Consider the following 18622-nt stretch of genomic DNA (forward strand, 5'->3'; position numbering starts at 1 on the left):
GTTTTAAAAGCAGCTTTTCAGAAGACAATAAACAACCGCTTTTTATAAAATCTAAGGCTTTTAAACTGTTATAAAACCTAGGTTTCAAACGTTTTTATAGAGATATCATTTTGTGTCTCTAAACGTTTAAACGTTCATTTAGTGAGGTTCTCATAAGCGTATTTTTACTTTGCATTTAAACTTAACTTCTCTGCAAATAAGCCGGTCCATATTTGGGCTGGCAAAATTAATCAGCCCAAATTTGAGCTCGTTAACTTTAGAGTAGAGCAGTCTTTAATATTGTCGCTTTTAACTCAAAATTGAGTAAAACACCATGCCTTTGTAATATGATTGCCATCCTTTTGAAATTTATCTACTTATCTTTGTCTTAATAAGTATCCTCAAATTTGATGGGACGTCATTTGGTTTCGTATTTTTAAACTGTAACTTTTAAAACGTTTTTTGCTTGTTTGCCTGCGTTATATCATTAAAAATCTTTTGATTTCTACGACATAACATTATCAATTTCATTACCTGTTGTGATGATAATATCTATATGATGTCTGCTTATTATTGACTAACTTTTTAGTAAGCGCCGCTTTAAAATCGACTTGTCTTTAAATCCTTTTATGTGCCCTTAATGAATTAAAACCTATTCTATGATAGTTTCAAATGATTATTTCTTTTAAGGTTTAGCTCAAAAAAAGAGTAAACCCCATACCATTCTTTAAACGCATGCAATTTATGTTATCGATAATTTCAAACGATTACGTTTTTAATAATGCGATTTGTGTGTGATAAAAACGTATCATAAAATTTATGAACTGTTATGAATGATAGCTGCGTTCACTTCATTTGAATGTTTACATGCGTTATAACATTTGCATCATGATTTGCGTTTTATGGTCTATCCATACATGGTAATTGTTTATGAAAAATGGTTAATTAAATCACGTATAAAAGTGTAGATTTTAAATGGGATTCATATAAAATAATTGCATGCAAACTATTGACTTTATTATATTTTTTTATGAATAAGATTCCATCTCGTTTAGACGTTGCAAAAGAAATCACCAAAGACCTTATTGATAAGATTCTTCTCTTACACGGCGTTATCACTTTTGTTTGCAAAAATCTGCTTCGCTTTTGACTTTTGATATGGATACAACCTCTTTTGAGGTAGAGCAAAGAATTTTTTAATCATGGAGAGTGCAACAGTGTTCTTCAAAAATCTTGATTGGTTTGTTGAAAAAATTAAAGAGGTAGATAATTATTCAGCATGTTATCAACTACCAGATTGTGAAGTACAAATTCTTTATAATGACGCAATTATCAAAGGTTATCCGTAAGTTGATGTTGGAGTTTCGATTAGTACTGGTATTTTAGCTGCTGCCTATGGTAATTGATCCCTATCAATTCTCAGCACTTACAAGATCTACAACTTGATTTTTATAAAAAGGGGTTGAGAGTTTGTGAAGAAGAAATATATGCGGATTGGTTGGAATTAAGCGGGATTATGTCTTGAAATAGGCGATAGAAAAAATTGATCTTCATAAATGCTTTTATTCCAGATATGGAGCACCACCTTGGCGATAGAGTGAAGTTGGAGGGCACATAAAGGTTATCAAGGTAGATGATGCAGATTATAGCTTACTTCATATTGGTGCACTAGCTTTATTGGGTGATGTTGCAACCTTACAATCTTATTACCAAATTTTCAGTACAGAGGATCATTTAGGCTTTGATGAAAATACCTAACAGATTCATTTTGAACGTGCATTGGCTTTAGTCAAAGAAGTAGTCAAATCTAAGCAACTCAGCTACGCTTTCATTGCAAAAGTAGTAAAAAATATGAACCATCTGGAAGAAAAACAAAGTTCTTAATAAGAGCTTTCCAGAGAGGTGGAGTTTCATTCTTGGAAGGAAAAAAATAGCTAAATTTATCGAAACAAAAGCTAAGGAATAGTTCCTTAAGAAATATCAAGAAGATCTAAAAAGATTATAGGAGCCAGAGTCTGGTTTAAAGATGCCATCATCAGTTGAGTTAACTCAACAATGGTGGAGTTTTATCCATTGGCGGAAATCTGATGTTTGAAAGAGGCTTTCTTGATGTGAAGGTAATATTGTAATAAATAATTATTATAAATCAATATGTTGTATATATTCATTGTTTTGAGGTTAATGACCATTGACAAATAATTTTGCACCATTTTCTCTCTTCCAGCTTTTCGTCAATCATCAATGAAAATTTTTTATAATGGAAAGTTCATTGATAATATAACTTTTGTATGTCATTACTTTACGCTTAAAAAAAATATAAAAATAATGAAATGCAATTGAGTTATCAACTGCTTATTCTTTTCAATTTTTAATCATAAAAAAATCTTTTTATTCATTTTGCTTATAAAAAGAATTAGCTTTTTTCTGGTGATACAAGTGGAGAAATAAGGATTTTAGATATGTTTCGGCGTTCCATTTCAATCACTTTAAAGTGTAAACCATCAGTTTCAAAGCTTTCTCCCTCATTTGGTAAATGACCAAACTGCCAAAGCATAAAGCCTGCCAGAGTCGTATAACGATCTGCTTCATCCACAAGGTTACGCCCAAGATAACCACTTAAACGGCGGATATCAGCATATCCCTCAACAAGAAGACTGCCATTTTCAAGTTGTTCTGCGATCATGAGTTCTTCATCGTCATCAGGAAAGTCTCCTGCAATAGCTTCGAGAATATCGGTTGGTGTTGCAATTCCTTCAAAAGATCCATGCTCATCAACAATAATTGCAAGCTGAATCGAAGAATGACGTAATTGCTCCATCAATCGTAAAACACTTGTATTTTCATGAACAACGAGGGGTTCTCGCATAGCTTTTTTCCAATTAATCTTTTTCCCCTCAGCCAAATTCAAAAGAAGATCTTTTGTCAATGCAACGCCAACAAATTCATCCACTTTTTCACGCGCAAGAATTAAGCGGCTATGTTTAACCTTTTGTAATTCTTCACGCATTTCATTTTCATCAGCATTTAAATCTAACCACTCAATCTCATTACGCGGCGACATGATAGAGCGAACAGGGCGATCAGCTAAATCGAGAACACCACGAATCATCTCCTTTTCTTCTGGTCTAAACAATTCAGAAGCTGCGGCCTGTTCAGCAATAACATCTACAGTCTCAGCAAGGTGACTATCTTTGCTTCCTCCTCCTAAGAGCCTCAAAACAGCATCAGCTGTTCTACTGCGTAGATCATTCGTTTTAATCATTTTTTCACGGTTACGACGTCCAATTTGATTAAAAGCTTCGATAAGAACAGAAAAACCAATAGCAGCATACAAATACCCTTTTGGAATATGAAAACCAAATCCTTCAACAATGAGAGTAAAACCAATCATCATCAAAAAACCAAGACAAAGGATTACAATAGTGGGATGACGATTAATAAAACGCATAAGAGCACCAGATCCGCACATCATTACTCCCATAGCAGCTATGACTGCGATATACATAACTGCTGCCTGCTCTTTTGCAATCATACCTGTTGCGGTAATAATACTGTCTAGTGAAAAAACGGCATCCAGCACCACGACTTGGACGATTACTTGCCAAAAAACAGCATAACCAACGCCTGTTTTTCTTTCATGTGATACTCCTTCTAACCTTTCATGTAATTCTAGCGTTCCCTTTGCGAGCAAAAAGGCTCCACCACCGATTAAAATAAAGCTATGCCAACTAAATACAAAAGATGAAAGTGAAAGAATTACCCTATCGAGTCTCATAACCCATCCAATAACGGTAAGAAGAAAAAGCCGCATAATTAATGCTAAAGTAAGACCTATAAAGCGTGCGCGGTCACGCAAATGCAGTGGCAATTTTTCAGCTAAAATTGCAATAAAGATAAGGTTATCTATTCCTAAAACAATTTCGAGAAAAACCAGCGTGATCAAACCAAACCACGCATGGGGATCAGTGATCCATTCCATCATTCCTTACCTTTTAGAAGCTTAAAAGCGCGCGATTGACAAAAAAAATCATAGGCTTTTATTCGTATATTGGATCATGAACATTCAATGTAAAAAACTTATATTCAAAGAAAAAAACAGCACAATATTGCTTGAATGCATGTGATTGTTGATAAAACAAAATAATGCCCCATCCCACTTACAATCACAAGAAGGTTCCTCTAATTTTCGCTCGGGCATTATGCTCGATAGTCCTCTAACTATAGGTTCTGTATAACAATCAGAACATTTATTTATAAAGATTCTTATAATGGGTTTATTTTTATATAAGATCAAGTGGTGAATATCATATTTTTAACCTTACAGACAATGAGTTTATATAACAAACAACAAAATATCTGGACATCTATCCTTAGGAGCGTTATAGAAACGCTCATTCTCGTCTTTTGAGAAGCTTATGGGTGATTAGCTCAGTCGGTAGAGCAGCTGACTCTTAATCAGCGGGTCGTGGGTTCGATCCCCTCATCACCCACCATTTTATTTTATACTGTAAATAACTTATTGATTGCGTAATTTTTTTTAAGGTATGAGTTGCTAAATAAAATTGGGCAGTAGGATTTCCCCATATCTGTTTGTTTAAAAGTGAAGATTGTTGATATAGCTTAGTCATCGGTTTTTGTACTTTTTAGGGGACTCAAAGAACTTCCAAAGGACATTTAAAGATCTTTTAATGCGTATTGTTTCTTTTTTTTTAAGTTGCAATTGGTAAGGAGAAGCTTCTTACCGACAATTGTGTTATTTAAAGGGGTATAAAAATCAACAGTTTTCACTTCTTTTAATATAAATTGATTAAAATTTTTTTGGATTTTTAGCATATTGTTTAAAGACAGAAGAAACTTTACACTTTAGTTGTGTCAGCAGCGTGGATATTTTTTGATAACTCTCCCGCTTAAACAAAAAACTTCTGTAATAATCATCAGTATTCCAAGAGGGTAAATAAAGATAAAATAAAGTAGTTATCTGGACATACAAAGTAGTTATATGGACATACAAGTAATAAAATTAGATCAGTTTAATTGTTTAAAGCTAATACCTGTTAAACGAAAGACAATAAACTTTAATGAGGCTTAAAGTTTTAAAATATTAAGCTGTGTGGTTACGCTATGCTGTCTTTCCGTTAGCTAAACCTCTAAAAATATAAATATTAAGAAAGCCACTCAGATTCATTATAATATATTGATTTATAAAGAATTGATTATTCTTTGTTTGAAAAAACTTTACTATCATAAACTTCTTTTGTTTCAATCCCTCTTATAATAAATTAATTAAAATCATTCATTTGTGCATCATAAATGGGATTAACGTGTGGATAAAGACTATTGAAGAAAGGCATAAAAATAATTCTTATTAATGTTCTTAAGTGCTAAAAGTTATCATAACATTGGAAAAATAGTATAATGGCGCAGGCTTGCTCTTTTATTAAGTATAAAGATGTTGGTGCAACAATAGCTTTACTATTATACCATTTACGGGTATTGTTGCGTAATGGAGAAGAGCGTTGAGAGAGGTTTCTTAAAAAAGATATGTAAATTGGTAACACGATGGTGTTTTGTTCTTTTATAGGTACATAAAAAAGAAGTCATTGATAGCCTTTTATTTATTCAGGTGGTGTTTTGGGGGCTCTTTTCCAATATTGTTGCGTCTCAAAAATGACGACCACAAATAATGAAAGGATGAGGGGTATAATCAAATAAAACATTCTAAAGACAATAAGTGCTGCAATAACATCGGTTGGATTTATATTGGGCATGCCTGTTATGAAGAGAGCTTCAAGAACTCCTACTCCTCCTGCTGGAGCATTAGAGAGAAGAGTTATCGTAAAAGATGCTAGGAAAACACCAAGAACAGAGATAAAATGAATATCTGCGTTATGTGGGAGAACAGCATATATAATTCCTGCTGCTCCTAAAAGCTCTAGAGGGCTAATGAGAAGCTGTTGAATAACAATTTTCAGTCGTGGATAGGAAAGTTGAATTTTCTTCCCCAAGCGTAAGGGCTTTAACTGAAGCCAGCTGCCAAACGTATAAAGTGCTATACAGCTGAGTAAAATTGCTCCAGCCGTTGTTCCGAGCCATTCAGGAAGTTCTTTATGAATGAGGGTGATAATTTCGGGTTGCAGCACCAAAACGATTCCCAAAAGTAAGATTGTGCCGATTACAAAAGTAAAAGAGCAAAAACCTACTAATATTGCGATTTCTGTTCCGTTTAATCCTTTCATTTTATAGGCGCGATAGCGTACAACGGCACCAGAAAAAACTGAAGCACCGATATTGTGTGAAAGAGCGTAGGTTGTAAATGAACATATAGCGATAAAAATCCAAGAAATTTTATGGCCTAGATGTTGCAAGGCAATTCGATCATATCCAGCAAGAGCAGCATAAGCTAGGAGAGAACATAAACAGGCTAATAACCAGTGCTGTGCATTTAAATTGCTCAAGCGCTCCAATACATCCCCAAATGAAATGGCAGAGAGCTTCATATAAAGAATTCGAATAGATACCAGCATTGCTAAGATACCAATCAATGGCCATATAAATTGCTTTATTTTCACGATTCTGTATCCATTTTATGTTTTCTGTAAATTTTCATGATTGAGCATATTCCTTACAGATCTTCGTTCTGTTATATACTCTATAATACCATTGGCAATTTCTTCATCATCTGTTACTACAACATCAGCACCTAAATCAATGAGATATGTTGTCTCTGTGTCGGATAATGCATGTGTGATTATCTGGATATCTTTCTTCATATCACGGATATTCACGATACATTCTCCTACTTCAATGGTACTTCGCATTGTAATAACAACTTTATGTGCATTATTTATATTTGCTGCGTTCATTATTTCTTGTTGAATGATATTGCCGCAAATAGCCTCAAAGCCATCTGCAATCGCTTTATCAGAGAGGCGTTTTGATTCTTCTACGATCACTATAGGTTCACCTCTATTTATTAAAGATAATGCAACACACTTACCGATACGACCATAGCCAATAATTACGATATGGTTGTTTTTTAAGGTCATCGGTAAAAAATCTTGGTCAGGATCTTGTGGATCAATATCAATAATTGTTTGGGTATTTTGTGAAGATGCAGAATTTTTTTCTAGACGTTTTTTAATTTTATTACAGGCAATGAAAACAAGAGGATTGAGCAAAATAGAAAAAATTGCTCCTCCAAGAATTAAATCATGAGCGTCATTGTTTAAAAGTCCTAAGCTTAAACTTAAACCAGCAAGGATAAAGGAAAATTCTCCGATTTGGGCAAGGCTTGCAGAAATAGTCAAAGCTGTTGCATTAGAATAGCGAAAAGCTTTAACGATGAAAAAGGCAACAGCAGATTTTCCGATTACGATAATGAATAAGGTTGCTAAGAGAGGGAAAAAATGAGTTAAGAGTTTCTCGGGGTCAAATAACATGCCTACAGAAACAAAAAAGAGAACAGAAAAAGCATCGCGCAGTGGTAAAGATTCTTCCGCGGCACGGTGGCTTAATTCTGATTCGCTCATGACCATACCAGCAAAAAAAGCACCAAGAGAAAGAGAAACTCCAAATAAATGAGCGGCTCCGAAAGCTACTCCTAATGCAATAGCAAAGACGCTAAGACGAAATAATTCACGTGATCCCGATTGTGCGCTCATTTTTAAAAGCCATGGGATAACGCGTCGCCCAATGACGAGCATAAGTGCAATAAATACAATTACCTTCAGGATGGTGAGACCAAAAATACCCCAAATACTTAAATCCAACCATTGAACAAGAGGATCCAACGCTTCTTTTTTGGTATTGCTGAGGGCACTTGCCAAGGAAGGGATGAGGACAAGTATAAGGACCATTGCTAAATCCTCAATAATCAACCATCCAACGGCAATGCGTCCTTTTTCTGTTTCAATAAGATGACGCTCTTGCAAAGCACGTAGCAGGATAACGGTACTTGCTATGGATAAAGCAAGACCGAAAATCAAACTACCACTAAAGCCCCATCCCATAATCAGACCAAGGCACAAACCTAGAAAAGTAGAAAATGCCATTTGTGCAATAGCAGCGGGGACAGCAATAGCTTTGACAGATAAAAGGTCTTTTAATGAAAAGTGGAGCCCAACACCAAACATCAGCAAAATAATACCAATTTCAGCAAGTTGATTAATGATGACGGAATCTATTTTAAATCCGCCTGTATTGGGTCCCACAATAACACCAGCTAACAAATAGCCTACAAGGGGTGAAATACGTAAACGGCTAGCAATCATTCCCAAGAGAAATGCTAAACATAAGCCTGCAACAATAGTTGTGATAAGTGGTGTGTCGTGGAGCATGGATTATTTACTATTCTTGATCAAAAAGCGAATGAATGAAAACGACTATATTTCTATGAGAAGAGAGGCGAGATGTACCATACGCATTAAAGGGCATTTTTATTTCACTTTGATATTTGCACGATTATTTCGCTCACGCCACCAATTTCCTAGCAGGAGTAAAATAGGAGCAGCAATAAAGATAGAGGATGATGTTGCAATAATAATCCCAAAGACCATGGGTAATGCAAAATTATGAACAGCACTTCCACCCCATATCGCCATGGGGAGCATCGCAAGAATTGTTGTGGCTGATGTAAAAAAACAACGTACAAGAACCTGATTAATTGACAGATCAATCAGCTCGCGCAACGGCATTTTTTTATAAAGACGCATATTTTCGCGCATCCTATCATAGACGACAACTTTATCATTTATAGAATATCCAACAATTGTTAAGAGTGCGGCGATAGCCGTTAAATTAAAATCAAATTGAAATAAAGCAAAAAAGCCAATCATTTTTGTGGTGTCTAGAATGAGAGTGATAATTGCTCCAATGGCAAAGAACCACTCGAAGCGTAACCATATATAGAGAGACATGGCAATAGCCGCAAGAATAACAGCAGTAAAAGCAGCTGTGGCAAGCTCACCTGAAATTTTGGGACCAACAACTTCTATTTGATCGAATGTGGTATCGGGATAGATATTTTGTACAGCTGTTTTGACCTTATCAATGGCGGTGGTTTGTTGTGCTTCGCCACCGCTTTGTTTCTGCATGCGAATTAATACGGTATTTTCGTTATCAATATTTTGCAAGGTAACTTCACCAATATTAAGAGTAGAAAGCTTGGAACGCAGAGTTGCTAGATCTGCTGGTCCTTTCGTGGTAATACTCATTTGGCTTCCGCCAATGAAATCAATACCAAAATTCAATCCAGGCTTAAAAAAGAGAAAAACTGAAGCCATTGATAAAACAATTGAGACGCCAATACCAATGAAACGTGCTTTCATAAAGTGGAAAGTTGTGTTTTGTGGCATGATGTTGAAAGCAGAGTGAATATGCAATTTTTTAATTTTCCATTTACGAACGATCCAAATCATGATGATGCGTACAATGGTGATATTTGTAAACATGGAGATGATAATACCAAGCAACATTGTTACGGCAAAACCACGAACGGGGCCGGTCCCGAACCAAAATAGTAAGACGGTCGCTATAATTGCTGTAACATTTGCATCAACAATGGTTGCAAAAGCGTGTTTAAATCCACGATCTAAGGCTGCAAAAGCACCCACACCTTTTCGACTTTCTTCACGGATACGTTCATTGATAAGGATATTAGCATCAACGGCAATACCGATACCTAAAATAATACCAGCAATACCAGGCAGCGTAAGCGTAGCTCCCAAAAGACTCAGTGCAGCAAATGTTAAAATTGTATGCAGAGCTAGCGCTATATTGGCAATTAATCCCCAAATACGATAGAGAAGAAAAATAAAAATTGCAACAAGAATAAAGCCAATTATGCCGGTGTAAAGTCCCATTTGGATGGCATCAGCACCAAGATTTGGACCTACAGTTCTCTCTTCAATGACCGTGAGTGGTGCGGGGAGGGAACCAGCACGAAGCAGAGCAGCCAGAGTTGAGGCTTCTTTGGGGTCAAAGTTTCCTGTAATTTGACCTTGTCCATTGGGAATGACACTATTGATGGTCGGAGCGGTTAAAACTTTATTATCCAGAACAATGGCAAAAGGACGGTTAATATTTTGTCGTGTTATATCAGCAAATATTTTTGCGCCAGCGGAATCTAGCGTAAATGAAATAATGGAACGTCCTGGTATTTGGGGGTCAAAACCTGCACGGGCATCTTTCAGGACATTTCCATCTAAAGCAATTTGATCATAAATTGCATAATGTTGTGTTGCATCAGTGTATCCAGGGAGAATAGAAACACCTATAGGGGGATTATTGGGGTCCACATTAGAAGGAACAAGATGAAAACTCATCTTAGCGGTTGTTCCTAAAAGATCACGCAGTTGTTTTGGATCTTGTAGTCCAGGCAATTGGACCATAATACGATCATTTCCAACCTTTTGGATGGCTGGTTCTGAAACACCAACTTGATCTATACGACGACGGATGATTTCTAAGCTTTGTTCAATAGCATTGCTGACACGGTCTTTTATACCAGCTTCTGTTAATGTGACGCGGAGAGTTTCATTTTGAGCACTGATCGTGATGTTATGTTCTGTTGTGCCAAAGCTACTGTGTATGGGGGTTATTAATGTTTTCAAAGCAGAGAGTGCTTTTTCAGTTTGCGATGGATCAGAAATAAGGGCAATAACGCTATCTTCAACGATACGCACACTTGAGGTGCGGATTTGTTTTTCACGCAATACATTGCGCACATTGCTTAAAACTATATGTAACTGATCGCGTTTTAACGTTTTGCTATCAACCTCGAGCAGGAGAGAAGAGCCTCCTTGAAGGTCAAGACCAAGTGCTACACGGGTGTCGGGTAAGAATTTCGAGTTTTTAACTTGTTCGTGTGAAAATAAATTGGGTAAGGCAACATAAATGCTGCTTAAAAGAATAAAACAATAAAGGGTAGTTAACCAACCAGGTGTACGCATGATATATTCCGTAAATAGGCAATCTAACAGTTATTCAAAGTTAAAAGCACAAGTAAAATAAGATGATCGTTTTTATATTCAAGGAAGAGAATTAAGTGTGTTCATTGGGAGGAGCGCGTTTATTTGAGAAATATTGTGTTTTAACGTTACGAAATCGTGTGTCAACAGCTGGAATCCTTATTAAAAAGAAATCCAATGTTAGGATTTTTTGAAAGGTTCTCATAAAAATAGATTCTGTATGGAGTGTTACAAGTTTTTTGTTTTCAGTTGTGGTAACATTCACATGATCACACTTATGATGTAAATCAAATCTATTCGTTTTAATGACGTTATTGGTGTGTGATTGTTTGATTAAATAAGCACGCGTTTCTAGGTTGCTCGTCAAGAATACACCTAAACTGGATAGAAAAATCCAGGTTGTCAAAGGAAGAAAATCTTCTTTTTTGCAATAAAGGTGCAAAAAAAACATGCTAGAGTGCCTTCTTTAATCTTATTGAGTTCAGCTTATTTATCATTCTTTTATCTTATTATCAGTATTATAGGATAAGGGAAAGCTTTTATAAGATTATTCTATAAAAGTTGAAAACATCTACTTTATACCATATTTAAAAGAGAGAAATAAAATCCTTTTTGTGCTCATAAGGTAGATATGTATTCATTTTGTAGAAAAAACATCCACATACTTTTCCTTCTTTTGGGGATTATCTTTGTATTTAATTCTGGTGCATGGGGTAATAGGGGGGCACAAAATACAATTGTCGAACAAACGATAGCTTCTTATTCAGTTGATGAAATTATTCAGCAACAACAGTTGATTATTGAGACTCTTGAAGAAAATACTGAAACTTTAAAAAGAGATTTTGACAGAAAGCCAGAAGATGAGCGTGCTTTAGAAGAATTACGGTTACGTGCACAAGATATCAGTGAACGTGCTATTGAGGCAGCATTTGTTTTGCGTCCTCCTCTTAATGAGATTAATACACTTCTTGATCAATTAATGGAGCTCCATCGTGAGGTGAAAAAACTGAAAAGCTCAGTGAAGGAATATTCCTACTTGATAGAGCAAAAAGCTAAAATTAACAGTATCATGCTTCGTTTTGAAGCAATTTTCTTAGCGGCAAATAGAATAGCTGAACTTTCTATTTCTCAATCTCGGGAGCTTTTTAAACGCACGCTTACGTATAGGCTTGAGTTTTCGATTCCGATGGTTAAACATCTCGCCCAAAAAACAAAAGAGGCTTCATCAGATTTTCTTGTGTTGTTAAATTCTTGGTGGAATTTTATATTTTACTTCAAGTTTTTACAACTATTTCTTTGCTTTTTAATTCCACTTTTTATTACTTTGGGACTTTCGTATTTTTCTCAAAAAGTTCTTGTTCATGTGTATTGCCACTTTACGAAGTCTAATGAGGAAATATCTTATTTACAACGCTTATTGATCGCCTTTATTTCAGTTCTCTTACCTTCACTTGTATGTATTCTTTGCGTTTATCTTGTGTTGTTTTTGTTTCGTAGTTTTAACTTAGATCCAGGTAAACTTACAACAGTTTTTGATATGATAGGTTGTCAAATTATTTTATTATTTTTAATCAATCGATTAGCTGTTGTTCTTCTATCATCGAATAGGCCCCATGTGCGTCTTCTCAGTATTGCACCATCGTCTGCTTATCAATTAGTGATTTTACTCACGTCTTTAGGGGGTATTTTGGCATTTGACGCTGTTCTTGATAGTATTTATCAAATCATTTCAGCGCCTCTATCTTTGACAATTGCTAAAAGTTTTATTGCTGTTTTTCTTGTAGCGATATTGCTATTTATAATATCATTTGTACCTTTGCGGTTTAGACGTAGGCGTGTTCAAGAAGAAAAAAAAGAGCCATACTTTTGGCCATTTTATATACGCATTCCTCTTATTGGCTTGGGGTTACTGCTCTTTGTATTGAATTTTTTAGGTTATGTTGGACTTGCGCGTTTTATTACGCAGCAAATTATGATTGATGGAGCATTTTTAGTTCTCATGTATTTAGGAATACAAAGCGCTCAAGCACTTGGAACTAAAGACCAATTTATTAAAACAACGGTTGGTCATCTTTTGATGCAGAGGTTTCATTTAGAAGAAAAAACGATGAATCAATTGGGAGTTTTTATGAGCGTTTTTCTCAATTTATTTGTTGTTATATTTTGTGCAATGCCAATTGCTGTACAGTTTGGATTTTCCTATTCTGATTTAAAAGCAGTTTTGTGGCAATCGGTGACCGGTTTTCAGATTGGAAATATTAGTCTTTCTTTGATTTCTCTTGTAACAGGAATTATTTCTTTTTGTGTTTGCTGGTTTCTTATTCGCCGATTTATTGGTTGGTTAGATAATGTGGTGTTGGTTCATGGAGAGTTCGATTCTGGTATACGTAATTCTATCAAAACAGTGATAAGTTATGGAGGCGTTGTTGTATCTGCTTTGACCGGATTATCAATGGCAGGTTTGGATCTTAGAAATTTCGCTCTTATTGCTGGAGGACTTTCACTTGGTATAGGTTTTGGTTTACAGAATATTGTCCAAAACTTTGTCTCTGGACTTATTATTTTAGTTGGAAGACCATTTAAAATAGGAGACTATATAGAATCTGGATCAGTAGGGGGGGTTGTTAAGCGTATTAGTGTGCGTGCAACGGAACTTGAGACCATTCAGCGTAAGACGATTATTATTCCCAATTCAAGCCTTATTAATAACAACGTTAGTAATTGGACACGACGTAATAAAGTAGGACGAATTGATATACCAGTTACTGTATCATCTAAGGTTGCTCCAGAGCATGTTGCTGAAATTTTGTTAGAGATTGCTTCTGCGACAGAAGGCGTTTTAAAAAATCCTATCCCACAGGTAAGTTTTACAGCATTTGATCGTAAGAGTTTTTCCTTTAATTTGGCTATTTATGTGCCTAATATTACCTTATCTTCTCATGTAACCAATGCTCTTCGATTTAGCCTATATAAGCGTTTTGCTGAGGAAGGAATCTTAGAATGCTAAAATATACTTATATTTTGATTACAGTTATTCTATTAAGTATTTTTACCATAACAGCTTTTGCTGCAACAGTGAAGAATACTGATTTAAAGATACAATCTCTTATTGTTGTTGAAGGAAGTATACCTTCAACAATTTCTTTAAATACTCATCAAACAATTACAATTTGTATGAAGGGATGTTTTATAACTTTTCCTAATAAAGACCGTTTTGCAATAAAGGCAGATGATATTATAGAAATCAGTAGGGGAAGAGCAATTTTTAAATAAAATGATTGAGAATTTTTGTTTGGGGACAAGATTTAGAAGGATAATGATATTGTCGTATTAATAATCTCATCCTTTAGAAAATGGTAAAAAAAAGTATGATTTTAGTATAAAATGGATGTTTTTTTATACTATGTATAATCTACAGTATGCATTTTGGATGTAAGAATATTGAGGTATTTATAATATTGTTAATGAACATCGATTATCTAAAAATAATTACATCATTTTTAGATTTTTTTCATTAAAAAGGCATAAAATATACTATTTTGTGATTTTTTTTGCGGTATTTTTGATACAAAATGTTTTATATTTCATCATTTTAAAAATATAATAGGTATTTTTATTAAATATTTATTATTTAAAGTATTAATTATTCTAATATTTTAAAATTTATTTGATAATATTAAATTTTGGTGTAATGATATATTATTATAGTGATAAATTTAAATGTAAATATAAAGGAGTACATGCAATTTTACAGCATAAGATTTTATAAAACTTTGTTTTTCTAAATGTGATTTTTGATTATATTTAAATTTAGCAATGGGGTATAATTTTATGAATACAAAATTTATAACAGCATCTGTTTTTTCTTTGATTTCACCTTCTATAGTACAGGCTGCAGATGTGGTGGCTCACGAAGAGCCATTACATGTTGCCTCAGAAGTTGTTGCTTCTTCACCTTTTTCTTGGGCAGGTTTTTATTTCGGGGGGCAAGTTGGTGGCTTTTCAAGTAAGACTTCTGCAATAACGCGTGATGTTGATATTCCTCTCTATCCCGATGAGGAGAGTAAAAGTAAACCATGGGTGCCTGTCGAGAAGCAGTATATGCCTGAGCTTTCTGGATTTATAGGTGGTTTTTATGCGGGTGTTAATTTTGATCTCGGTAATAATTTTATTGTGGGGATTGATACGGATATGCTTTTAACGGAAAAAAAGGATACAAAAACAAGATTTCAGGCTGATGAAACGAGTGCAGGTGGTCCTAACACTGGTGGATCAGGCACTGAAGGATCGGGTACTGAAGGATCGGGTACTGAAGGATCGGGTACTGATACTGAGGAATTAGGTACAGAAGGAAAAAGTCGAAAAAAGGCAAAACTTGTCAGAAGACAGGGTAGAGACTTTTCTCGCTCTTCTACAGAGGATAAAGAAGAGAAAGACAGTTTAACGTTTAATCATACGTTAAAACAAAAATGGACAGGTGCTACACGGGTGCGTGTTGGGTTTTCTGCGGGGCATGTGATGCCTTATATTGCTGGTGGTGTTGCTTATGGACAGTTTCAAGATATTTTGTCGACAGTAATTACGGGAGGTGAGCCATTTAATAGGACATCGGATGTAACAAAAACGATGATTGGTTATACTCTCGGTGGTGGTGTTGATTTTGCAATGACAGATCATCTTGTTGTGCGTGCGGAATATCGTTACTCAGATTTTGGTAAAAGGAAATTTAAAGACGAGATTGAAGTTAAGTATAAGACGAATGATTTTCGCGCAGGAATAGCTTACAAATTCTAATTTTGTAGGATAAAGGAGCTTAAATTTAAGAGGTCCTATTTCTTCGATAGGGCCTTTATTTTTTAATTTTATGCATTGTAAACACTATTTTATGGTGAAAAAAGGGGGGCTTTGACTTTGAGTGAGAATGAGGAGGTAAGGAAGAGTTACTCAGATTCTTAATTGTTAAGAATAAAAAATTTTTAGTTCACGAGGTGTGGTTGAAACATTTGTTGGCAAAGAAGGATTGCTTCGTCTTTCATATTATTACAGTTATCACTTTATAATACCGTTATAGAGTTGCAAACAGTAAACTTAAAGAGAGTTTTTACTATCTAAGTAATGAGAAAATAAAGAAAATTCACATAGAGTGGTGCGGACGGCGTGCACGTTTGTGCAACAATTTTTTCTTCCCTTAGAACTCTCTAGAATATCACCTGATAGCACAGTTTATCTTTTTTCTATTTAATAACTAATTGTTTTTATTTTATTTTATTTATTAAATTGCCTTTTATATATAATCTTGGTACCAGATGAAAGTGCTCCAAGTGTAATTCAAAAGGTGTTTTTAAAAAGGTGGTTCGAAGAACGTGATAGACTGTCTGTCTTATCTGTAAAAAATCTATCTAAAGGAAAATATGCTGACAGAGCTGGTTTATGGCTTATCAAAACTACACCAGATCAAGGATGATGGCTTTTTAGGTTTGACCTCAATAAAAGACGACGAGAAATGGGATTAGGCTCTTGTCGCTATGTATCTTTAAAAGAAGCACTGTTCAAAGCTTTAGCTTATCGTGATCTTTTAAATCAAAGAATTGACCCGATTCGCCGAAAACAAAAAGAAAATTTGCGTCGAGCAGGGGGGATTTCTTTACGAGAAATTGCCTCTAGTGCTTTTGAAGCGAAAAAAAACGAATTGAAAAATGAAGGAAAAGCAGCAAGCTGGTTAACACCTCTTGAGTTACATGTTTTTCCTAAACTTGGTGATACGCCAATCATTGAACTGACGCAAATTGATATAAAAGGATGCATTTCTCCCATTTGGAAGACAAAAAACGAAACAGCAAGTAAAGCTCTATCCCGCTTGAATATAGCTATAAAACATGCGGCGGCACTTGGTATAGATGTGGATATGCAATTAAAAGCAAAAGCTTTATTAGAAAAGTTTATTCAAAATACCCAAAATATTCCAGCAATGCCATGGAAAGAAATGCCTAAGTTTTTTCAATCTTAAAATGATGAGCTTGTATCACATCTAGCCTTAAAACTTCTTATTTTGACGGTTTTTTGTTTTATACCAATCAGGCATATTCGATCAGAAGAGATTTATGGATCAATATGGATTATCTCAAAAGAAAATATGAAGAGAATTGTTGGAAAGGTTTCTGATTTTCATGTGCCGCTTACAGCTGAAGCGCTTGCTGTTATTGAAAAAGCAAAAAATAGAAAAAATGGTTTTTTATTTGCTGAGAGTTTTGAAAAGCCTATATCTGATGTAGCACTTTCTAAATTCATGAAAGACAAAGGTTTTGATTATAGACTTCATGGTTTCAGATCGATTCTGTGGGACTGGATAGCAGAGACAACGTCAGCACCATTTGAAATTGCAGAATCTGTTCTTGCGTATTCAGTTGGGAATTCAGTGACAAAGGCTTACATGCGGACGGATTTTTTAGAATAGCGCCGTGCTCTCTTAGAACAATGGGCGTCTTTTATATCCGGAGAGGCTTGATAATTGTTATGTCTATTGTCGCGTCAGGTGTCTAAGAAACACTTAAGCGATTAGCGGATAGATTACGATATAATCTCTCTTTCCTCGCTTTAAAAGCGGGGAGGGGGTAAAGCTTTCAGTTTTTGGTTAGCCACTGTTTAAAATGTGCAAAGACATTGTCTATTGCATCCATAAGACGAGCAAAATAAAGGATAACCATAAAGAGGGATGAATGCCATCCATTTTATCAAGCGAGACATCATTTTCACGCTTTTGTAGGTCATAATGATTTCTTGAAGCATTTCTTTTTCTGCTTCTGTAAGCTCTATATCGTCTTGTGTTTTTTTTCTAGCCATGTTTCCACCCACACAAGCGTTCACCTAGATTATTGTGCTTTAAGATCTCTCTTGCTAAGTTTGAACTGATGGTGTTCAGATCTTTCTTGTCTAAATAAATTGGCAACCAGCCAACACAAGAAGAAGCATATTTATTTGTTGCGCAACCAGTCAGAGAGAGCAGCACGCACATCAGCATCACTTTTTTGATTAACTTCACTTTCCACCTCCAGCCGTGTTGTGGCTGCTTTTAAAGCTTTTTCTGTTTGCTTTTATTGCTCTGCTTTTTTCCCAAGAGTAAAAGCTCTTGCTAAAATCATAAAAAAAGCGGCTAAAGCCGCACCTGTTACCATCAGATTTTTTTTCATCCATAAGATCATAGGCGGTGCTCCTGAAAGCGTTTAGCAACAAAGAAAATACCAGCATGCGGCTAAAACCATAATGGTTGCCAAAGCCCATTGGATTGGTTCATTTCCTGCTAACAAACCACCAAGTCCAGAAAAAGAGCCAATAATCGGTGCAAGGGCTTCAGCTTTGAAAAGTCCCGTTGGTGCTTGCGTTTCTACGGTTTGGTAGTTAGAGGAAACATAAGCCCCTTTTGCCCATAAGCCTGTTTCTGCCGCGCGCCGGTGTGTGAGACTTTCAAGACGTTTTCCGCCTGCTTTGGTCCATTTCTGTAGCTCGGCAGGGACGGCTTCATATTCACCTTGATTGAGCTTTTTTAACAGTGTCGAGTTACAAAAGGCTCTTGTTAGTTGACGCTATTTCTAAAAATGATTAACTAGGATTAATAATGATACTATCATTGGTTATGAGTAATAAAGTTGAAAAAATAATCAGCTTGATGAAAGCATCAC

The 18622-nt window shown here is 35.3% G+C and carries 9 protein-coding genes, 1 tRNA gene and 4 pseudogenes; 6 read left to right on the plus strand and 8 right to left on the minus strand.

Translation table 11 applies throughout. The annotated features are described in order from the left end of the window. The first annotated feature begins 1638 nt into the window (after positions 1-1638). The gene (locus tag ACFINZ_RS06040) at positions 1639-1737 is read left to right on the plus strand and encodes a hypothetical protein (protein WP_375632822.1); all 99 of its coding nucleotides are present in this window, start codon (positions 1639-1641) and stop codon (positions 1735-1737) included. A gap of 655 nt (positions 1738-2392) precedes the next feature. Here ACFINZ_RS06040 and ACFINZ_RS06045 read toward each other — a convergent pair. Continuing rightward, the gene (locus tag ACFINZ_RS06045) at positions 2393-3961 is read right to left on the minus strand and encodes a TerC family protein (protein WP_375612149.1); all 1569 of its coding nucleotides are present in this window, start codon (positions 3959-3961) and stop codon (positions 2393-2395) included. Between the two features lie 435 nt (positions 3962-4396). Here ACFINZ_RS06045 and ACFINZ_RS06050 point away from each other — a divergent pair. Continuing rightward, a tRNA-Lys gene (locus ACFINZ_RS06050) sits at positions 4397-4472 on the plus strand. Between the two features lie 1122 nt (positions 4473-5594). Here the strand turns inward: ACFINZ_RS06050 and ACFINZ_RS06055 are convergent. From ACFINZ_RS06055 to ACFINZ_RS06070, 4 genes are all read right to left on the minus strand, one after another. Then, positions 5595-6548, minus strand: a complete 954-nt coding sequence (locus ACFINZ_RS06055; protein WP_375701231.1) for a YbhN family protein — start codon at positions 6546-6548, stop codon at positions 5595-5597. Positions 6549-6563: 15 nt separating this feature from the next. After that, positions 6564-8315: a YbaL family putative K(+) efflux transporter gene (gene ybaL, locus ACFINZ_RS06060; RefSeq protein ID WP_375631222.1), complete on the minus strand. Its 1752-nt coding sequence runs from the start codon at positions 8313-8315 to the stop codon at positions 6564-6566. A 99-nt stretch (positions 8316-8414) separates the two neighbouring features. Then, complete coding sequence (gene secD, locus ACFINZ_RS06065) at positions 8415-10928, minus strand: protein translocase subunit SecD (RefSeq protein WP_375620802.1); 2514 nt, start codon at positions 10926-10928, stop codon at positions 8415-8417. A 91-nt stretch (positions 10929-11019) separates the two neighbouring features. After that, a complete protein-coding gene (locus ACFINZ_RS06070) occupies positions 11020-11397 on the minus strand; it encodes a hypothetical protein (RefSeq protein ID WP_375618656.1) in 378 nt (125 codons plus the stop codon). Positions 11398-11577: 180 nt separating this feature from the next. Here ACFINZ_RS06070 and ACFINZ_RS06075 point away from each other — a divergent pair, with 180 nt between their 5' ends. The 4 genes and pseudogenes from ACFINZ_RS06075 to ACFINZ_RS06090 all read left to right on the plus strand — a co-directional run bounded on the left by ACFINZ_RS06075 (position 11578) and on the right by ACFINZ_RS06090 (position 17400). Further along, positions 11578-13953, plus strand: a complete 2376-nt coding sequence (locus tag ACFINZ_RS06075) for a mechanosensitive ion channel domain-containing protein (RefSeq protein WP_375701232.1) — start codon at positions 11578-11580, stop codon at positions 13951-13953. Then, the gene (locus ACFINZ_RS06080) at positions 13947-14219 is read left to right on the plus strand and encodes a hypothetical protein (protein WP_375632818.1); all 273 of its coding nucleotides are present in this window, start codon (positions 13947-13949) and stop codon (positions 14217-14219) included. The genes ACFINZ_RS06075 and ACFINZ_RS06080 overlap by 7 nt, the downstream gene beginning before the upstream one ends. Before the next feature lie 558 nt (positions 14220-14777). Then, the gene (locus ACFINZ_RS06085; protein WP_375684057.1) at positions 14778-15740 is read left to right on the plus strand and encodes an outer membrane protein; all 963 of its coding nucleotides are present in this window, start codon (positions 14778-14780) and stop codon (positions 15738-15740) included. A 541-nt stretch (positions 15741-16281) separates the two neighbouring features. Next, positions 16282-17400, plus strand: a pseudogene (locus tag ACFINZ_RS06090) (tyrosine-type recombinase/integrase). 166 nt (positions 17401-17566) lie between these two features. Here ACFINZ_RS06090 and ACFINZ_RS06095 read toward each other — a convergent pair. From ACFINZ_RS06095 to ACFINZ_RS06105, 3 pseudogenes are all read right to left on the minus strand, one after another. After that, positions 17567-17786: pseudogene (locus tag ACFINZ_RS06095) on the minus strand (hypothetical protein). A gap of 131 nt (positions 17787-17917) precedes the next feature. Continuing rightward, positions 17918-18145 (minus strand): annotated as a pseudogene (locus ACFINZ_RS06100) (hypothetical protein). After that, positions 18142-18517 (minus strand): annotated as a pseudogene (locus ACFINZ_RS06105) (lysozyme); the annotation flags it as partial. The pseudogenes ACFINZ_RS06100 and ACFINZ_RS06105, both read right to left, overlap by 4 nt. Between the last annotated feature and the right edge of the window lie 105 nt (positions 18518-18622).

Origin of the sequence: Bartonella sp. AA81SXKL (assembly GCF_042196945.1) — a bacterium.
In the GTDB taxonomy this organism is placed as follows: Bacteria; Pseudomonadota; Alphaproteobacteria; order Rhizobiales; family Rhizobiaceae; genus Bartonella.

Bases quoted from the DNA above. Each gene is read 5' to 3' on its own strand.
- ACFINZ_RS06045 (WP_375612149.1), bottom strand. From the start codon at position 3,961: ATGATGGAATGGATCACTGATCCCCATGCGTGGTTTGGTTTGATCACG.
- ybaL (WP_375631222.1), bottom strand. From the start codon at position 8,315: ATGCTCCACGACACACCACTTATCACAACTATTGTTGCAGGCTTATGT.
- secD (WP_375620802.1), bottom strand. From the start codon at position 10,928: ATGCGTACACCTGGTTGGTTAACTACCCTTTATTGTTTTATTCTTTTA.
- ACFINZ_RS06070 (WP_375618656.1), bottom strand. From the start codon at position 11,397: ATGTTTTTTTTGCACCTTTATTGCAAAAAAGAAGATTTTCTTCCTTTG.
- ACFINZ_RS06075 (WP_375701232.1), top strand. From the start codon at position 11,578: ATGTATTCATTTTGTAGAAAAAACATCCACATACTTTTCCTTCTTTTG.
- ACFINZ_RS06080 (WP_375632818.1), top strand. From the start codon at position 13,947: ATGCTAAAATATACTTATATTTTGATTACAGTTATTCTATTAAGTATT.
- ACFINZ_RS06085 (WP_375684057.1), top strand. From the start codon at position 14,778: ATGAATACAAAATTTATAACAGCATCTGTTTTTTCTTTGATTTCACCT.